This window comes from Haematobacter missouriensis (assembly GCF_000740775.1).
Classification (GTDB): Bacteria; Pseudomonadota; Alphaproteobacteria; order Rhodobacterales; family Rhodobacteraceae; genus Haematobacter; species Haematobacter missouriensis.
This window is the reverse complement of record NZ_JFGS01000038.1, coordinates 1-17918: the sequence shown is the minus strand read 5'-3', so window position 1 is coordinate 17918 and position 17918 is coordinate 1. Positions and strand designations below refer to the sequence as shown.

At 63.7% G+C, this 17918-nt stretch carries 13 protein-coding genes; 7 read left to right on the top strand and 6 right to left on the bottom strand.

Going from position 1 to position 17918, the window contains the following annotated elements; genetic code table 11:
* Positions 1-74: 74 nt before the first annotated feature.
* A complete protein-coding gene (locus CG51_RS16355) occupies positions 75-1097 on the bottom strand; it encodes an LLM class flavin-dependent oxidoreductase (protein WP_035746808.1) in 1023 nt (340 codons plus the stop codon).
* 100 nt (positions 1098-1197) lie between these two features.
* Here CG51_RS16355 and CG51_RS16350 point away from each other — a divergent pair, with 100 nt between their 5' ends.
* The 5 genes from CG51_RS16350 to CG51_RS16330 all read left to right on the top strand — a co-directional run bounded on the left by CG51_RS16350 (position 1198) and on the right by CG51_RS16330 (position 8060).
* Positions 1198-3024: a sensor histidine kinase gene (locus CG51_RS16350; protein WP_035746806.1), complete on the top strand. Its 1827-nt coding sequence runs from the start codon at positions 1198-1200 to the stop codon at positions 3022-3024.
* Positions 3021-4346, top strand: coding sequence for a sigma-54-dependent transcriptional regulator (locus CG51_RS16345; RefSeq protein ID WP_035746804.1), 1326 nt, complete (start codon positions 3021-3023; stop codon positions 4344-4346). Before CG51_RS16350 ends, CG51_RS16345 begins: the two co-directional genes overlap by 4 nt.
* A gap of 215 nt (positions 4347-4561) precedes the next feature.
* The gene (locus CG51_RS16340) at positions 4562-5512 is read left to right on the top strand and encodes a TAXI family TRAP transporter solute-binding subunit (RefSeq protein WP_035746827.1); all 951 of its coding nucleotides are present in this window, start codon (positions 4562-4564) and stop codon (positions 5510-5512) included.
* A 29-nt stretch (positions 5513-5541) separates the two neighbouring features.
* Positions 5542-7695, top strand: a complete 2154-nt coding sequence (locus tag CG51_RS16335; RefSeq protein WP_051930763.1) for a TRAP transporter permease — start codon at positions 5542-5544, stop codon at positions 7693-7695.
* A complete protein-coding gene (locus CG51_RS16330) occupies positions 7695-8060 on the top strand; it encodes a DUF1850 domain-containing protein (protein WP_233141217.1) in 366 nt (121 codons plus the stop codon). Before CG51_RS16335 ends, CG51_RS16330 begins: the two co-directional genes overlap by 1 nt.
* A gap of 21 nt (positions 8061-8081) precedes the next feature.
* Here CG51_RS16330 and CG51_RS16325 read toward each other — a convergent pair whose 3' ends face one another.
* The 4 genes from CG51_RS16325 to CG51_RS16310 form a co-directional block, all read right to left on the bottom strand.
* Positions 8082-9698 (bottom strand): ABC transporter ATP-binding protein, encoded by a 1617-nt coding sequence (locus CG51_RS16325; RefSeq protein ID WP_035746802.1) that lies wholly within the window; start codon positions 9696-9698, stop codon positions 8082-8084.
* Position 9699: 1 nt separating this feature from the next.
* Positions 9700-10818 carry an ABC transporter permease gene (locus CG51_RS16320; protein ID WP_051930760.1) on the bottom strand — a complete coding sequence of 373 codons (1119 nt, stop codon included), beginning with the start codon at positions 10816-10818 and terminating at the stop codon, positions 9700-9702.
* Positions 10811-11734, bottom strand: a complete 924-nt coding sequence (locus CG51_RS16315) for an ABC transporter permease subunit (protein ID WP_035746800.1) — start codon at positions 11732-11734, stop codon at positions 10811-10813. Before CG51_RS16315 ends, CG51_RS16320 begins: the two co-directional genes overlap by 8 nt.
* Positions 11735-11995: 261 nt before the next feature.
* Positions 11996-13573 (bottom strand): peptide ABC transporter substrate-binding protein, encoded by a 1578-nt coding sequence (locus tag CG51_RS16310; protein WP_035746798.1) that lies wholly within the window; start codon positions 13571-13573, stop codon positions 11996-11998.
* Positions 13574-14032: 459 nt separating this feature from the next.
* On the opposite strand from CG51_RS16310, the gene CG51_RS16305 reads away from it, so the two are divergent.
* Positions 14033-16063, top strand: a complete 2031-nt coding sequence (locus tag CG51_RS16305; RefSeq protein ID WP_035746796.1) for a DEAD/DEAH box helicase — start codon at positions 14033-14035, stop codon at positions 16061-16063.
* Between the two features lie 45 nt (positions 16064-16108).
* Here CG51_RS16305 and CG51_RS16300 read toward each other — a convergent pair whose 3' ends face one another.
* The gene (locus tag CG51_RS16300; RefSeq protein ID WP_035746823.1) at positions 16109-17398 is read right to left on the bottom strand and encodes a PQQ-dependent sugar dehydrogenase; all 1290 of its coding nucleotides are present in this window, start codon (positions 17396-17398) and stop codon (positions 16109-16111) included.
* A gap of 312 nt (positions 17399-17710) precedes the next feature.
* Between CG51_RS16300 and CG51_RS16295 the strand changes: the two genes are divergently transcribed.
* A partial coding sequence (locus tag CG51_RS16295; RefSeq protein WP_211254213.1) for an SdiA-regulated domain-containing protein occupies positions 17711-17918 on the top strand: 208 nt, incomplete at its 3' end.

Here is a 17918-nt window from a genome sequence, read left to right as displayed (position 1 = left end):
TCTGGTATCTCCTCTGTTGACCGGATCTTGCGATGCCCGCGCGCCGGGAGCAAGCCCCAGCGCGCGGCAATACTTCAACGCCAGCCCAGTTCGGGTGCCACGTGCTGCAGGATCGCTTCCATCACATGCACGTTGTACTCCACGCCGAGCTGGTTCGGCACAGTGAGCAGCAGCGTATCGGCTTCCTGTATCGCCTCATCCTCCGCAAGCTGTCTTGCGAGTTTCACGGGCTCCGCCGCATAGCTCCGGCCAAAGATCGCACGGGTCTGCTCGTCGATGAAGCCCACCTGATCTTCGGACTGATCGCCATGGCCGAAATAGGCCCGGTCGCGATCATCCGTCAGGGCGAAGATGCTCCGGCTGACGGAGACGCGCGGCGTCCGGCTGTGACCGGCCTCCTTCCACGCTTCGCGGAACGCCCGGATCTGCGCGGCCTGCTGCACGTGGAAGGGCTCTCCGGTCTCGTCATCCTTCAAGGTTGAGCTTTGCAGGTTCATCCCCAGCTTCGCCGCCCAGACGGCTGTGGCATTGGAACCCGCCCCCCACCAGATGCGGTCGCTCAGGCCCTCCGAATGCGGCTCGACCCGCAAAAGGCCCGGCGGATTGGGGAACATGGGGCGCGGGTTCGGCTTGGCAAAGCCGTTTCCCTTCAGCACCTCCAGCAATACTTCGGTGTGGCGGCGGGCCATGTCTGCGTCGCTCTCGCCCTCCATCGGCTCATAGCCGAAGTAGCGCCACCCGTCGATCACCTGCTCCGGCGAGCCACGGCTGATCCCGAGCTGCAACCTTCCCCTCGCAATCAGATCGGCCGCGCCGGCGTCCTCCGCCATGTAGAGGGGATTTTCATAACGCATGTCGATCACGGCGGTGCCGATGTCGATGCGGCTCGTCCGCGCGCCGACGGCGGCCAGCAGCGGGAAGGGAGAGGCGAGCTGTCGCGCGAAGTGGTGAACGCGGAAATAGGCCCCGTCCGCCCCCAGCTCCTCCGCAGCCACGGCGAGGTCGATGGACTGGAGCAGTGCGTCGCCTGCGGAGCGCGTCCCTGATCCCTTGGCAGGGGACCAGTGGCCGAAAGACAGAAATCCGATGCTTTTCATGATAGTGTTCCTTATTTCGGCTCAGAGATAGGGAGGATTGCCGCCGCTTTCATCCCGATGCCCGCATGACGTGACGCCGCGGCCACGCTAAGGTCGGCCGATGAGCATCATCCCTGCCCCACCTTTCGCCCTGACGATGCCGCGCGCGGGAATGTCCCTCGGCCTCCTGCTGGCGGTCGCCGTCACGCTAGGGGCCACGGGCCTTGCGGGATGGGAGAGCTACCGGCGGGGTATCGCGGCGCTGGACAGATCGCTGGCGGACCGCCATTCCATCACCGCAGACGGGCTGACGGCGGAGATCGAGCGCCTGCGCTACCTGCCCCGCATTCTGGGAGAGGACCCCCGGCTTCACGCGCTTCTGGCTGCACCCGGAGACATTCATGCCGTCGCCGCCGCAAACGCCTATCTGAAAACGGCGCGGGGGGTGACAGGGGCGGATGAACTTTACCTGATCGGCTCAGACGGCATTACGCTCGCGGCTTCTAATTGGAACGAGCCGGGCAGCTTTCTGGGCATGGACTATGGCTTCCGTCCCTATTTTCGTGATGCTCTGAAGGCCGGCAGCGCTCAGTATTATGCTGTGGGGGTCACGACCGGACGGCCGGGCGCATTTCTCTCCGCCCGGATCGACGCGGCGACAACGGGCGTTGCGGTGGCCAAGATGGAACTCGGTGCGCTGGAGATCGCCTGGGCGCGGGCAGGAGAGATGACGGCGGTGGCCGATCCGGACGGCATGGTGTTTCTGGCCTCCCAACCCGGCTGGCGGTTCCGCCCGCTCTCTCCGCTGGGGCCGGAGAATATCTCGCGGATTCAGTCAGAGCGGCGCTACCCCTCAACCCTGCTGTCACGGGCCGCGCCGCTGCCCATTGACGGCCTTTCGCTTTTCCATCCCGAAGCAGGCGTCCTGCGCATTTACACCGGCCCGGTGCGAGGGACGGACTGGACGCTTCTCGTTGCGCTGCCGACGGAGGAGGCGCGGCGCACCGCCCTGCTGACTGCGCTGGTTACGGGAAGCCTCGGCGCGCTCCTCTCCGCCGGAACGGTGGCGCTAGGGCAGCGGCGGCAGATCATCCGCATCCGGCTCCGGCAGGCAGCAGACCTGGAAGAACGTGTTCAGGCCCGAACGCGCGAGCTTGCCGCCGAAGTCGAGGAACGCCGCCGCGTGGAGCAAGAGCTGCTGCAGACCCATGAGCGTCTCGTCCACGCTGCCAAGCTCGCGGTCCTCGGGCGCATGTCCACGGCGATCGTGCATGAGATCGGACAGTCGCTCTCGGCGCTCGACAACAACCTCGCCGCTGCCCAGGCACATGGGGATGCCGGCCGGAGTGAGCGGCTGGCCGCCGCTTTAGGCCGGTCGCGGGGGATGGTCGGGCGCCTTCAGGGAGTTGTCTCTCGCTTGCGGAGCTTCGGGCGGCGGCAGGTATCAGTTACGCCCGAAACTGTGCCGCTGGCGCCTGTGCTGGCCACCGCCGTAGAGATCGTGACACCCCGCGCGCGGGAGCTTGGAGTGCAGTTCGCGCTGCCTGAAGGGCTCATGCCCTCGGTGCGGGGCGATGGCCCGCGGCTTGAGCAGGTGCTGACCAACCTATTGCTGAACGCGATAGATGCAACCGGCCGCACCCCCGCCCCGCGGCGGGTCAGCCTTTCCACCAACTGTGATGGCGAGGTCGTGCTCATCGAGATCGCCGATACCGGGCCGGGCCTGCCGCCCGGAGCCGAGGGGCTGATCGAGCCATTCGTCACCGGCGATACGGAGCAGACAGGCAGACAGGGGCTTGGCCTCGGCCTTTCCATCGTGCAATCCCTTCTGGAGCAGATGCAGGGAGAGCTCTTGCTAGCCAACGACCCGGACGGCAGAGGGGGGCTGGTCTCCATCCGCCTGCCAGCCGCCGATCCGGGAGAGCCGGGGGAAGGAGAGGGGGGATGACGCGTGGGCATGTGGCCTTCGTGGACGATGAGGCGGAACTGTGCGCCGCCGTCGCCGACTGGTTGGAGACCTCGGGTTTCACCGTCAAGACATGGACGGACCCCCTCCGCGCATTGGAGGAGATTGACCTCGCCCGGACCGATGCAGTCATCACCGATCTGCGGATGCCCGGTTTGACCGGGGATGCGCTGCTGGCCGCGCTTCGCGCGCGAGAGCCCGATCTGCCTGTCGTGCTGATGTCAGCCCATGCCGACATCCCGTTGGCGGTAGCCACCATGCGGGACGGAGCGCATGACTTCATAGAGAAACCCTGCGGCGCCGAGTACCTCGCGGCCGTGACGCAGCGCGCGGTGGAGTGGCGTTTTCTCCGGCGGGAACTGATTCAACTCCGCGCACCGCAAAGCCATCGCCGGGTAGTCGAACAACGGCTGATCGGTCGTTCGCCGCAGGTGATACATCTGCGCGACATGGCCCTGCGACTGGCCGATGTGCCTGTGGATGTGCTTCTGCAGGGGGAGCCAGGGACGGGGCGAGAGGATTTTGCGCGTCTGGTCCATGATCTGTCGCCCCGCGCGCGGCGGCCCTTCGTCGCGCTGGATTGTGCAGCCATACCCGAAGCGGCACTGGAGGCGGAACTGTTCGGGCAGGAACGCGGAGGCAATCCGCCCACTTCACGACAGGGACGGTTTGAATTCGCCAATGGCGGTGCGATCTTTCTGAGTGAAGTGGAGGCGCTTTCACCCGCGCTGCAGGCTCGGCTCGCGCGGTTTCTTCAGGACCGAACCTTCACCCGCATGGGCGACAACGTTTCCCGGCCCGTGGACGTGCGTCTCATCGCGGCAACCTCCGTGGACCTGTCTGCGTTGCTGGAGCGCGGACAGTTTCGCCGCGATCTCTATTTCCGCCTCACCACGGCGGAGGTATATCTCCCCTCTCTGGCGGAGCGAACCGAGGACATTCCACTTCTCTACGCCCACTACCTGATGGAGGCCGCCCGCCGGTTCCGCAGGCCGGAGCCCACGCCCGGCCCGGTGGATCTGGAAACGCTGGTCGCGCGAAGCTGGCCCGGCAATCTGTCACAACTTCAGACTGTCGCTGAACGACATGTGCTCGGGCTCCGAACCGGGAATGCAGCGATGGTGGAGCGTGAGGCGGATACCGGACTGCCACTCGCACAGAAGGTCGCGGAATTTGAAGCCTCTCTCATCATAGAGGCTCTCGCGCAGTCCGGCGGCTCGTCCGCAGGCGCCGCAGAACGGCTGGGCCTGCCCCGCCGCACGCTTAACGAAAAGATCGCCCGCTATGGCTTGCGAGAACGGTGAGCCGGGCGGATTCTTGCCCGCCGTCCCGCATCTGGCAAGAATCCGCCAATCTCCAATCACAAGCAGTCAGCAATAAACACTAATAATATATTTACTTATCAATATCATATAATTCACTTCTAATCTATCAGACTAGACTGCAAAAAACGCTTCTTCCACGGTTCCTTCCCTTCCACTCTCAGCGGATCACATTTGGGGGAGGAACCAGAATGTCCATGATGTCCCGTTTCATCGCGGGCGCCGCTTTTGGCGTGGCGAGCCTTGGTCTGACTGCGCCGGTTGCCAAGGCTGAGTTCATCAACGTGCTTACAGGGGGCACTTCGGGGGTCTATTACCCGCTCGGCGTTGCTCTGTCGGAGCTTTATGCCGCCGGCATCGACGGCGCGCGCACGCAGGTACAGGCCACCAAGGCTTCCGTCGAAAACCTGAACCTCCTTTCCGCGGGCCGCGGTGAAGTTGCCTTCGCGCTCGGAGATTCCGTGGTTGCCGGGTGGAAGGGAGACAAGGATGCAGGCTTCAAGGCGGAGCTGACGAACCTGCGCGCGATCGGCGGCATCTACAATAATTACATTCAGATCGTGGCCGAGAAATCATCGGGAATTTCCTCGCTCGAAGATCTGAAAGGCAAGACCATTTCGGTCGGCGCTCCCGCGTCTGGCACGGAGCTCAACGCGAGAGAGATCTTCAAGGCCGCGGACATGTCCTATGACGATATGGGGCGGGTGGAGTTTCTGCCATTCTCCGAATCCGCCGAGCTCATCAAAAACCGCCAGCTTCAATCCACCCTTCAATCTGCGGGGCTGGGTGCGGCTTTCATCAAGGATCTCGCCACCACCCACGACATAACGATCGTCGCTATTCCGGCGGAAGTGGTCGAAAAGATCGGCCCGCCCTACATTGCGACCGTCATCCCCGCCGGCACCTACGACGGTCAGGACGCGGACGTGCCGACAGCCGCTGTCACCAATATTCTCGTGACGTCCGACAAAGTTTCGGACGAAATGGTCTATGCGATGACCAAGCTGATGTTTGAGAACATCGACAAGCTGAAAGCCGCACATTCCGCGGCGGCAGCGCTCGATCCGGCGAATGCGGTGAAGGATCTTCCGATCCCGCTCCATCCGGGTGCCGAGAAATACTACCGTGAAATCGGCGTTCTGAACTGACCTCCGGCGTATGACCATCTGGCGAGGGGATGGGCACATCTCCTCCGCCATTGCATTTGAAGGAGCGCTCCGTGACAGATGTTTCCGCAGCACCGCCCGCCCAACATACCGCAGAGGAGCAGATCGAGGGACTCCCCGCCGGTTTCGGGGAGGGTATTCCCGGCAAGATCGCCTATGGCATCGCCCTCGTATTCTCCCTCTTTCAAATCTGGGTGGCGATGTATGGCACGCTGCCCAGCCAGATCGTCCGGGCGATGCATGTGGGCTTTCTGCTGCTGCTGGGCTTCGTACTCGTCGGCAACCTGCTGACAAAGACACCGATGGCGCGGCGCGCATACTGGCTGCTCGGTGCCATCGGTTTCTGCACCGGCCTCTATAACTGGGTCTTTTACCGCGACATCATCATGCGGTCAAACTTCCTTACGCCCACGGACCTGACGATGGGGGTGATCCTTCTGGTGCTGGTGTTCTGGCTCGCACGGCGTCTGATGGGCTGGCCGCTTTTCATCATCGCCTGCCTGTTTCTGAGCTATTGCGCTTTCGGACAGCATCTGCCGGGCGTGTTCGGCCATCGCGGCTATGACTGGGAAATCCTGATCGAGCATTTCGCCTTTGGTACCGAAGGCATCTACGGCTCGCCGATCTATGTCTCTTCGGCCTATATCTTCATCTTCGTGGTCTTCGCGGCCTTCCTTGAACGGGCGGGAATGCTCGATCTGTTCAACGACGTGGCGCTTGGGCTGGTCGGCCATTGGCGGGGCGGCGCGGCGCAGGTCTGCACACTCTCCTCCGCGTTGATGGGCACCGTCTCCGGCTCCGGCGTCGCCAATGTGGTGGCATCGGGTCAGTTCACCATTCCGCTGATGAAGAAGTTCGGATTCCGATCCTCCTTCGCGGGCGGAGTCGAAGCGACATCCTCCATGGGCGGGCAGATCATGCCGCCGATCATGGGCGCCGTGGCCTTCATCATGGCGGAGACGCTGAACGTTCCCTACGGGGATATCGTTCGCGCCGCGTTGATCCCTGCGGCGATGTATTTCGGCACCTGCTTCTGGGCGGTGTATCTGGAGGCTGGCAAGCACAAGCTGATGGGCCTCTCCAAGGAGGAGCTTCCGAGCCCGTGGGAGGCGGTGAAGAAACAATGGGGCCTGTTCATTCCCCTCGGTGCGCTCGTCTATCTTCTGTTCGCCGACTATACGCCGATCTTTGCGGGCTCCATGGGGCTGGCACTGGTGGTTGTGCTGATCCTCGGCACCGCCATCGCGGCGACCATCGGGCCCTTCGCCTTCCGGGTGGCGTTCTGGATTGCGGTCGGCCTCGCTTCCGCGGCCTTCCTGAAGTACGGCGTCAACCTGCTCATGCTGGTGATCGGGGCGCTGCTCATCGCTTGTTTCATGCTGAAGGGCGCGCGCGGGGCATTGCTCATCATCAGGGATTCGCTGGCCCTTGGCGCACGGAACGCACTGCCGGTGGCAGCAGCCTGCGCAATCGTCGGCATCGTCATCGGCACACTGACGCTGACTGGCATCGCCTCCACCTTCATCGGCGCCGTGCTGAAAATCGGGGAGCACAACCTGTTCCTGTCGCTCGTGCTCGTGATGATCACCTGCCTGATCCTTGGCATGGGGATACCGACGATCCCGAACTACATCATCACTTCGTCCCTTGCCGGTCCCGCGCTTGAGCAGCTTGGCGTTCCGCTGATTGTCGGCCACATGTTCGTGTTCTACTTCGGCATCATGGCCGACCTGACGCCTCCCGTCGCGCTGGCGTGCTTTGCAGCGGCACCTATGGCCAAGACCTCGGGGCTGAAGATCTCAATCGACGCCACGAAACTTGCCATCGCCGGCTTCATCATGCCGTTCATCGCGGTCTATTCGCCCGCGCTCATGTTGCAGGACCCCTACCCCGGCTCCTTCTTCGCCGAAACCTTCGGTTACTGGGCGGAGGTTCTGTTCGTCACCCTCAAAGCGGCGGTGGCAGTGGCGCTCTGGGGGATCGCGGTGGTGGGCTTCCTGTTCATGCGGGCGCAGTGGTGGGAGCGCCTGCTTGCCTTCGGTGGCGGCGTACTGCTCGTGTTGCCGACGGTGGAGACGGATGTGGCCGGTCTCGTCATCGCTGCGGCGGTGGTGATCGTGCAGCGCCTTCGCGTCGCACGGTCGGGCGATCGGGCCGTCGCCTGATGCTTTGCGTGGCCGTGGCCGGAGCCGTACTTGCCCTTGCCACGGACCACTTCACACTGAGCTGGACGCACTCCGTTGCCCGCACCCTCTGGACAGAGCGGTGGGACGTCACGGAAACCACCCTCCGCCCTGTCGAGGCGGAGGTGCAGGGCCCGGGAGCAGGCATGGAGGTCCCGGACGATGCGGTGCGCACCGCGCAGGGCTGGCGCTACACCCCCCATGTACCGGCCCAAAGGGAGGTGGTGCTCGCCGCCTCCGGCGAGACACCCGGCGGCTGGATGCTCTGCGCGCTGGGGGAGTGCCGCGAACTGGGGCTCCAGGCGGGGCCGCCGCTTCGCCTGTGGGCTGCCACCGACTGCGGCTGACGTGCGTCAGACCGTTGTGGTTCAGGCCGTTTCCGCCTCCTCCCGGAAGCGCTTGGTGGAAAGCGCCGCCTCCATCAGATTTCGCGTATAGTCCTGCTGCGGTGCATCGAAAACCGCCTCGGTCGAACCTTCCTCAACCACCTCGCCGTTCTTCATGACGAGGATGTAATCCGCCACCGCCCGCACCACGGCAAGATCATGGCTGATAAAGAAATACGACAGGTCGTGCTTCTGCTGCAGGTCAAGCAGCAGCGTGACGATCTGCTTCTGGACAGATCTGTCAAGCGCGCTCGTCGGCTCGTCGAGAACAATGACGCGCGGGCGCAGGATCATGGTCCGGGCAATGGCGATCCGCTGCCGCTGCCCGCCGGAGAATTCGTGGGGATAGCGGTTTCGCATGGCCGGATCGAGACCGACCTCCGTCAGTGCCTCGCCCGCACGACGCCTGCGGTCTGCGGCGGAGAGTTGGGGTTCATGGATCAGCAGGCCCTCGGTGACGATCTGGCCGACGGTCATGCGGGGCGAAAGGGAGCCGAACGGATCCTGAAACACCAGTTGCAGTTCCCGCCGATAGGGCCGCATCTCCTCCACCGTGCGGGGGAGTTCCTTGCCCAGCCATGCAACCCGCCCCTCGCTCTCCACCAGCCGTAAGAGCGCACGGCCCAGCGTGGACTTGCCGGAGCCGGACTCTCCCACCACCCCGATGGTCTGTCCCTCTCGCAGCGCGACGGAGATGCCCCGAACAGCCCGCACAAGATGCGGTTTCGCCAGCAGACCGCCGCCGCTGGAGAAAGTCACCCGTACATCCTCGCCGCTCAACAGTACCGGGGCGGAGGGGGCGGGCGGCAGCTTCTGCGCATCGGGTTCCGCATCCAGCAGCATCCGCGTGTAAGGATGGCGGGGGGCGGTGAAAACCGCCTCGGCCGGGCCATCCTCCACCATCTCTCCCTGCCGCATTACCGCCACGTGGTCTGCAAAGCGGCGAACGATCCCCAGATCGTGGGTGATGAAGATGATCGCCATGCCCAGACGCCGCTGCAGATCCGCCAGCAATTCCAGGATCTGTGCCTGAATGGTCACGTCGAGCGCCGTGGTAGGTTCGTCCGCGATGAGGATGTCGGGATCGTTGGCCAGCGCCATCGCGATCATAACGCGCTGCCTCTGGCCGCCCGAAAGCTCATGCGGATAGCTGTCGATCCGCCGCTCCGGCTCGGGAATGCCGACAAGCCGAAGCAGCTCGAGAATCCGCGGCCGCGCTTCGCGGCGAGACAGGCCACCATGGTATTTCAGCGGCTCCGCGAGCTGATCTCCGATCCTGTAGAGAGGGTCGAGCGAAGTCATCGGCTCCTGGAAGATCATGGTGATCTTGGCGCCGCGGATCCGGTTCAACTCCCGGTCGGGCAGGTTCAGGATCTCCCGCCCGCGATAGCGGACGCTGCCGCTCGCCGCCCCGTTCGCCGCGAGCAGACCCATGAGCGCCATCGTGGTCTGGCTCTTGCCTGAACCGGACTCCCCCACGATGGCCAGTGTCTCGCCCGATTTCAGATCAAAGCTCACGCCCTTGACCGCAGGTACGGGACCATCGTTGGTCTGGAAGGTCACGCGGAGATCACGGACCGAAAGGATGGTTTCGGACATTTCAACGCTCCTTCGGATCGAGGCTGTCGCGCAGCCCGTCGCCGAGGAAGTTCAGCGCGAACAGGATGGCGGTAAGTGTGAGTGCCGGGCCGAAAAGTTGCCACGGCGCACCACGCATGTTGGCAGCGCCCTCGGAGATCAGCAGCCCCAGCGAAGTCATCGGATCCTGCACCCCGAGGCCAAGGAAGGAGAGCAGGCTCTCTGCCAGAATGGCCTTCGGAACGAGCAGCGTCACAAAAACGATGACCGGCCCAAGCGCGTTCGGGATGATGTGCCGCTTGAGGATCCCTGCCTTGGTGGCGCCCATCGCCTCCGCCGCCTGCACGAATTCCCGACGCTTGAGGCTCAGCGTCTGACCCCGCACGATCCGCGCCATATCCAGCCATTCCGTAGCACCGATGGCGATGAATATGATGATGAGGCTCCGTCCGAAGAACACCAGCAAAAGGATGACAAAGAAGATGAATGGCAGCGAATAGAGGATGTCCACGATCCGCATCATCACGTTGTCCACCCGACCACCCAGATAGCCTGAAATGGAGCCGTAGGTCACGCCCACGACAAGCGCCATGCCGGAGGCGAGCAGCCCGATTGCGAGCGAAATCCTGACCCCGATAAGGATGCGGGAGAGCATGTCGCGCCCGAGGTTGTCGGTACCCAGCAGGAAGTAGCTCCGCTCGACATGGGCGGAGAGTGTGCCGCTCAACCCGTCTTCCGACAGTGTGAGTTCAGGATTGGTGAACAGGTCCGAGCGCTGGAAATAGCGCAGCACACGCTCATCGATCGGCGTGGCCGCCGTCAGTTCCACCGAAACCGTGCCACCGGAAAGCTCCGGTGTACCCGCGATCCGCGCGCGGCTCATCAACCCCTCGAAGGCGGGCAGGATCGCATCGGCGCGAGGATAGGCCTCAAGGCTCGGCGGTACCCGCACATAATTCTGATAGATCTGCGTGTAGGAATGCGGTGAGAGCATCGGCCCGAAAATCCCTGCGAGGGCAAGGAAGATAAGCACGAAGAGGCTCGCCACGGCCGTCCGGTTCTTGCGAAGCCGCAACCAGGCGTCCTGCCAGAGCGACCGGCTCGTCGTTGCCGGTGCCACGTTCATGTCTGTGTCAGTCATAGCGCACCCTCGGGTCGAGCCAGGCATAGGCGAGATCGACGAGCAGGTTGAAAATCACCACGAAGACCGCGATGACCACCACCGTCCCCATGACCAGCGTGTAGTCCCGCCCGAGCGCACCCTGAACGAAGTAGCGCCCGATGCCCGGCAGGCCGAAGATCGTCTCCACAACCACGGATCCGGTCAGCAGGCTCGCGGCCGCCGGGCCAAGGTAGCTCACCGTGGGCAACATGGCGGCGCGAAGGGCGTGAACCCCCACGACGATCCTGGTCGGCAGGCCATAGGCGCGCGCCGTCCGAACGTGGTTTGCACGGAGGGCCTCGACCGTCGCCCCCCGCACCAGTCGTGCAATCACCGCAACTTGTGGCAGCGCGAGCGTGGCGACCGGCAGCACCCAGTACGCCGGGTTGGCACCGCTCCAGCCGCCGGCGGGCAGAATACCCAGGATCACGCCGAAAAGCAGGCTGAGCAACGGCGCCACAACAAAGGTCGGTGTCGTGATTCCGAGCGTTGCCACCGCCACGATGCAATTGTCGAGCCAAGAATTCTGACGGAGGGCCGCGATCGCACCCAGAAACGTTCCAAGCACCGCCGCCGTGCTGAGCGCCAGCGATCCCAGCAGAATGGAAACGGGCAACCCTTGCGCAAACAGATCGTTCACCGTGAAATCACGGCGTGTGAAGCTCGGTCCGAGATCGCCTTGCAACAGATTGCCGAGATAATTCACATATTGCTGCCAGAGTGGCGCATCGAGGTTGTAGGCGCGCTGAAGGTTTGCGAGGATCAGCGGATCGAGCGGACGTTCCAGATCGAACGGTCCCCCCGGAGCGATACGGATCGCGAAGAAGGTGAGCGTGACGATGATGAATATCGTCGGCACCGCACTCACGACCCGGCGCAGGGTATATCCGAGCATGGGTTGGTTTCCCGAGAGAGCGGGACGGACCCCTTAGGGCCGCCCTGAAGCAGAAATCAGCCCGAGCCGTTGCGGCCCGTGACTGACGCGAAAGAGAGAGGACGGCGTGCCGTCCGCAGAATCGCCACGACCGGGGCCGACCCGGAAAACGGCAGCCTGTCTGGGGGCTGCCGATGTCACATGCCGGAAGCAGCGTCAATCTACCTCGGCATCGCAGACGGACAGCGATGGCGGAACGGGGCGGAGACCGCCCCATCTAGATCAGTTCACCGACATCCAGCGCGTCGGATGCTTGTCCATCAAGTTGTCCTCATACCCGCCGACCTTGGTCGAAACCAGCGCTCGGGAGGAGTAGGAGAGGATCGGTATGACCGGAAGCTGATCGAGCAAAAGCGTCTCCGCCTCGGCAAGAACCTTGGCCCGCTCTCCAAGGTCGAGCGTCTCCGCCGCCTTGTTCATCAGCGCATCATATTCCGGGCTTTTCCAGCGCGAGGAGTTGAACGGCGTATTCCCCATGTTGATCATGAGGAAGTTCTGCGGATCGTTGTAGTCCCCGATCCAGCCCGCGCGGGAGATATCGAAAGGCCCATCCTCCCGCATGTAGTTGAAGTAGGTCGTCCCCTCGACCTCGTTCAGCCGCGCATTGACGTCGATGTTCTTCAGCATGTCGGCGATTGCCGCCATCGTGTTCTTGTTGTTCTCGGACGTGTTGTAGCGAAGTTCCACCGTCAGGCTGCCCGGCGTCACGCCTGCCTCTTCCAGCAGTTTCTTTGCTTCATCCTCGCGGTCGAACAGGTCTTCGCTCGCGTATTCCACTTTGACACCGCCATCGACATAGTTGGCGATCCCCGGGGGAACAAAGGCGTAGCTCGGCAGCATCGTCTTGGCCCAGACCTCGTTGGCGAGGAAATCGCGGTCGATGGCCATGGAAATCGCCTTGCGGACCCGCGCATCTTTCAGCGGGCTGCCCTCAGCACCCTTCACCGGCAGATAATAGACCCCGAGATAGGGTGCGATGCGCAGCTCCTGGGTCAGGCTCTTCTGCACATAATCCATCTGTTCCGCAGGCACGTCGGAGCAGATCTGCACTTCTCCTGCCTCGAAGCGGCGGATGCAGGAAGAGCGGTCCTCGAACGGAATGTAATTGATCCGATCGATCTTGACATTGCCCGCGTCGTAATAGCCGGGATTTTTCTCCATCACGAGTTGCGCATTCGGGGTGAAGCTGGCCAGTTTGAACGCGCCGTTACTCACCAGATTGCCAGGGCGAGTGAACTGGTTGCCGAGCTCCTCCACCGATTTGCGGTGCAGCGGCAGCGCAGTCTGATGGGTCAGAAGCTCAAGAAAATACGGCGTCGGAGCCTCCAGCGTGATCTCCAGCGTCTTGGGATCGATGACCTTCACGCCAAGTTGATCGAGCGGCATCTTCCCGCCCGCCACCATTTCGGCATTCTTGATCGGGAACAGGATGGAAGCGTAGCCCGCCGCAGTCTGAGGATCCATGATCCGGTGATAGGCGAAGGAGAAGTCGTCCGCCGTGACAGGATCGCCGTTCGACCAGTTCGAGTCGCGTAGATGGAATGTGTAGGTCAGCCCGTCGTCGGAGATCTCCCAACGCTCCGCCATGCCCGGGACCGCCTCGCCTGCGGTATTGAATGCGAGAAGCCCCTCGAACAGGTCAAGAAGCACGTTGCTCTCCGCGACCGTGGAGGTCTGGTGCGGGTCGAGCGATGACGGATCGGTGTCATTGCCGCGGTTCAGCACCATCTGCGCCGAGGCAGCCCCTGCCCCCAACACGAGCGCAAGCGCCGAGGCCGCCAGAAGATCACGCGTGGACATGTTTCTCTCCCTGTTTGGAAATCGGTTCCAGAAAACCGTCATGAGCGCGTTTTCTGTGCTCAGAAGCCGGCTCCGTCAAGCGACAGCGTCCCTCTGACGTCCGAGACTACACGAAGGTGACGCGACGAAATAGGGCGTATTCCCATCTCCCTGCGGGCTTTGCGCGGGCAGCACAGGTTTGCCAACCGCGGAACCTCCGGCAGTCCGGGCCTTGAGAGACTCTGCAAAAGGCTCTAAGCGACGGGGGTCCTTGCACGCCAACTGCGGATTTTTGCTCCTTGCCGCAACCTGCGGGTGATCCGACTAGGCGTTTTGACGCAACCGGCACGATTTTACTTTACCATTCATGAGATATTCTGTATTAGACCAACTTCGCTTTGCCGGGGCTCGGGAGGCGGCGGGCCGACATGGCCTGCAGCCGGAGCCCCCTCCGCTTCTCTGGAACTCGGACACTCTCGCGTGAAACAGTCTCTTCTGGCCGCGCTCGACGCGCGCGGATACTCCACACTTACTCCGGTGCAGGAGGCCGTCACCGAGCCGTCGCTCCGGGGGCTTGACCTGCTTGTCTCTGCGCAGACCGGTTCGGGCAAGACGGTGGGCTTCGGCCTTGCCATCGCGCCGACCGTTCTGGGCGAGGATGAACGTTTCGGCATCGCCGAAGCGCCGCTCGCCCTTGTCATCGCGCCGACGCGGGAGCTCGCGCTTCAGGTGAAGCGGGAACTTGAATGGCTTTACGCCGGCGCGGGCGCCGTGCTGGCCTCCTGCGTAGGCGGGATGGACATGCGCGGCGAGCGCCGCGCGCTGGAACGCGGGGTGCATATCCTTGTCGCCACGCCGGGTCGGCTGTGCGACCACCTGCGCCGTGGATCGGTCGATCTCTCCGCCGTGCGGGCCGTGGTGCTGGACGAAGCCGACGAAATGCTCGACCTGGGCTTTCGTGAGGATCTGGAAACCATCCTCGAAGCGGCGCCCGAAGACCGTCAGACGCTGCTCTTCTCCGCGACCGTTCCCCGCGCCATCGCGACGCTCGCCTCCGAATACCAGCGTGATGCGCAACGGATCTCCGTGCAGACGACCGGTGGTCAGCACAGCGACATCGACTATCGCGCCGTGCTCGTCGCCGAGCATGACGAAGAGAACGCGATCACCAACCTGCTCCGCTTCCATGAAGCGCCGAACACCATCATTTTCGCCAATACCCGGGCTGCCGTCTCGCGATTGGTCACGCGGTTGTCGAACCGTGGCTTCGCCGTCGTCGCCCTCTCCGGAGAGTTGTCGCAGGGAGAGCGGAGCCATGCGTTGCAGGCGATGCGCGATGGTCGTGCACGTGTCTGCGTGGCGACCGATGTGGCAGCCCGCGGAATCGACCTTCCGAACCTCGACCTCGTCATTCATGCGGAGCTTCCGATGAACGAGGAAACCCTGCTTCACCGCTCCGGCCGCACCGGCCGGGCTGGGCGCAAGGGTTTCTCCGCGCTGATCGTTCCGCCGCGCGCGCGCCGCAAGGCGGAGCGGCTGCTTGCCGCAGCGAAGCTTCGGGCCGAATGGGAAGCCGCACCTTCCGCGGATGCGGTGCGCGAACGTGATGAATCGCGGCTTCTTGCCGATCCGGTTTGGGCTGAAGAGGCTACGGAGGCCGAAGCGCGCGCCCTCGACCAGCTTCTCGCCGAGCGGGAGCCGGCAGCATTGGCGCTGGCCGTGCTTCGTCTGTGGCAGGGGCAGCGCTCCGCACCCGAAGAGCTGCTCTCCGTGATGCCGCGCAACCCGCAAGGCCAGAGCTTCGGCCCAAGCCGCTGGTTCCGCCTGTCAATCGGAAGGGACCGCAACGCCAATCCGAAATGGCTGATGCCGAAAATCTGTGATGCAGGGGGCGTGACCCGCAAGGAGATCGGCGCCATCCGCATCGGTGACGAAGAAACCTTTGTGGAGATCGCTCTGGAGGCCGTGGAACACTTCCTTGCCACCCTCGGCCCTGATCGCGAGATCGCCGACGGCATTCTCCTGGAAGCGACGGATGGTGTGCCGGATATGCCCGCGCCGCGTCCGCGGACCTTCGCAGGCAAGCCTGGTCGTCAGGGTGACAAGCCTTTCGGCAAACCCTACACCAAGGACCGTCCGTATAACGACGAGCGCCCGCGGGGCGAAAACGACAAATCCTACGGCAAAAAAGCCTTCCCGCGCGACCGTAGCTTCAGCGAAGAAGGTACCGGCGAGCGAAAGTTCAGCAAGAAACCTGCCGGTGACGACCGTGGGCCCCGCAGCTTCGCCAAGCCCCGTTTCGGCGATAAGGACCGGTCGGAGAAACCCTACGGCGGAAAATCTTTCGGGGGCCAATCCTACAGTGACAAACCCCTTAGCGACGGCGAGGCACGCAAGCCCCGCAGCGCAGCACCCGGTGATCGGGAGCGTCCGCGCGGTGAAGCGAAATACGCTCCGAAACGCGCCAAGCCCGGCTATGGCGCGCCAAAGGGCAAGCAGCGGAACGGTTGATTGACGGGAGGGCCTTCGGGCCCCCCTTGTTCTCTCGGAGTGCTGTCAGGCCCCGGCGACCCGCCAGATGACATCGCCCACGTCATCAGCGAGCAGCAGGGACCGGCCATCGGGTCCGACAGCGACGCCGACGGGACGTCCAAAGGAGAACTTTTCGTCCTGCGACAGAAATCCCGTCAGCAGATCGCGCGGTTCGCCGCTGGGTTTTCCGTTCTCAAATGGCACGAATATCAGCTTGTAACCACTTAATTTCGCACGGTTCCATGAGCCATGCTGGCCAATGGCCATTCCAGCGGGAAATCCCGGCAGCGTCCCCTTCGGCACCCAGCACAGCCCGAGCGAGGCCGTATGGCCGCCAAGCGCGTAATCCGGCCGGATGGCACGGGCGACGGCTGTCGCGTCCTGCGGCACACGATCGTCCACAATCTGGCCCCAGTAGCAGTAGGGCCAACCATAGAAACCTCCTTCCCGAACGGAGGTAAGGTAATCGGGCGGCGTCTCATCCCCCAAGCCGTCCCGCTCATTCACGACAGTCCACAGCGCGCCCGTCTCCGGTTCCCACGCCATCCCCACGGGGTTACGGAGACCGGAGGCGAAGACCCGCGCACGGCCGCTGGCAAGATCGACCTCCCAGATCGCCGCGCGGCCCTCCTCCACCTCCATTCCATCGTCGCCGATGTTGGAGAGAGAGCCCACACCGCAGTAGAGCCGCTTGCCATCCGCAGAGAGCATGAGGCTCCGCGTCCAGTGACCGCCCGGCTTGAACTCCGCAATGCGCCGTCCGGGGCCTTCCAGACGCCGCTGTCCTCGCCGATAGGGAAAGGCAACGATCCCATCTGTGTTCCCGACGTAGAAGGTGTCTTCTGTCGCCGCCATGCCAAAGGGCTGTCGCTGTCCTTCGACAAAGACCTCATTCACTTCCGCCACGCCATCGCCATCCTCATCCCGCCAAAGGCTGATCCGGTTCGCGCTCCTTCCCGCTGCGCCTGCACGGCGCATTGTGGCCTGCGTCGCGCGGTCCATGAAGCCCTGCGGGGGGCGCTGCTCCTGTAACGCTTCGGCTACCAGCACATCGCCATTGGGCATCACCTCAATCCACCGAGGATGGGCCAGACCGGTGGCGAAGGCATTGACCACAAGCCCTGCGGCGGGCGTCGGCGTCCTGCCCGGTTCCCATCCCCTCGCCGTGGGCATCTTCAAGGTCATCAATCCCTGTTTCCGGGCGGCGGGGATGCGAGGGGCGACGCCCGTCGCCTGCGTTTCGGGTGTGTCGCGGCGCCGCGCCCAGACCATTGCGCCGCCGATTGCGGTGACCAGCCGTGCCATCATGTCCATCATCGTCCCCCGGTTCATCAGCCTCGGGGACCCTACCCGCGTCGCCCGCGTCAAGGCCAGTCGCATTTGTCACGATCCAGCGCCCCCGACGACATATCGCTGTCGTGTGTAGGAGGTAATGCTTCGGATGCAAGGTGATTGCCCGCGACAGGCCCGCACCTGTCTGCTACGAGGCCGCGGCAGCAGACCGGACAAAGATCCGGCGCATGGGGACAGAGCATGACCGACTATTCATATCTTCCTGGGCGGGCCGCCAGGGCGCGACCGGCGAAGCGAGCGCTGCGCGCTGCTGCTGTCACCGCGGTGCTAGCCTTGGCCAGCACGAGCAGCTGGCTCTGGATGAGCGGGCTTGGCGGGGTAGCCTTCCAGCTTCTCGATCAGCGGCGGGCGGAAGAGACGGAAGGGTCGATCTGGCTTCCGGCATACAGCGCCGCGGTGCAGGGTGTTCAGGTTTCTGGTCTCCGGGACAATCTCTCCGGCCTGACCTTCAACTTGCAGATTCCGAGGTTATCCGGCCAGG

Excerpts from the sequence above, each read along its gene's own strand:
- CG51_RS16355 (WP_035746808.1), bottom strand. The coding sequence starts at position 1,097 with ATGAAAAGCATCGGATTTCTGTCTTTCGGCCACTGGTCCCCTGCCAAG.
- CG51_RS16340 (WP_035746827.1), top strand. The coding sequence starts at position 4,562 with ATGATGTCCCGTTTCATCGCGGGCGCCGCTTTTGGCGTGGCGAGCCTT.
- CG51_RS16300 (WP_035746823.1), bottom strand. The coding sequence starts at position 17,398 with ATGGACATGATGGCACGGCTGGTCACCGCAATCGGCGGCGCAATGGTC.
- CG51_RS16330 (WP_233141217.1), top strand. The coding sequence starts at position 7,695 with ATGCTTTGCGTGGCCGTGGCCGGAGCCGTACTTGCCCTTGCCACGGAC.
- CG51_RS16325 (WP_035746802.1), bottom strand. The coding sequence starts at position 9,698 with ATGTCCGAAACCATCCTTTCGGTCCGTGATCTCCGCGTGACCTTCCAG.
- CG51_RS16335 (WP_051930763.1), top strand. The coding sequence starts at position 5,542 with ATGGGCACATCTCCTCCGCCATTGCATTTGAAGGAGCGCTCCGTGACA.
- CG51_RS16320 (WP_051930760.1), bottom strand. The coding sequence starts at position 10,818 with ATGACTGACACAGACATGAACGTGGCACCGGCAACGACGAGCCGGTCG.
- CG51_RS16350 (WP_035746806.1), top strand. The coding sequence starts at position 1,198 with ATGAGCATCATCCCTGCCCCACCTTTCGCCCTGACGATGCCGCGCGCG.
- CG51_RS16310 (WP_035746798.1), bottom strand. The coding sequence starts at position 13,573 with ATGTCCACGCGTGATCTTCTGGCGGCCTCGGCGCTTGCGCTCGTGTTG.
- CG51_RS16345 (WP_035746804.1), top strand. The coding sequence starts at position 3,021 with ATGACGCGTGGGCATGTGGCCTTCGTGGACGATGAGGCGGAACTGTGC.
- CG51_RS16315 (WP_035746800.1), bottom strand. The coding sequence starts at position 11,734 with ATGCTCGGATATACCCTGCGCCGGGTCGTGAGTGCGGTGCCGACGATA.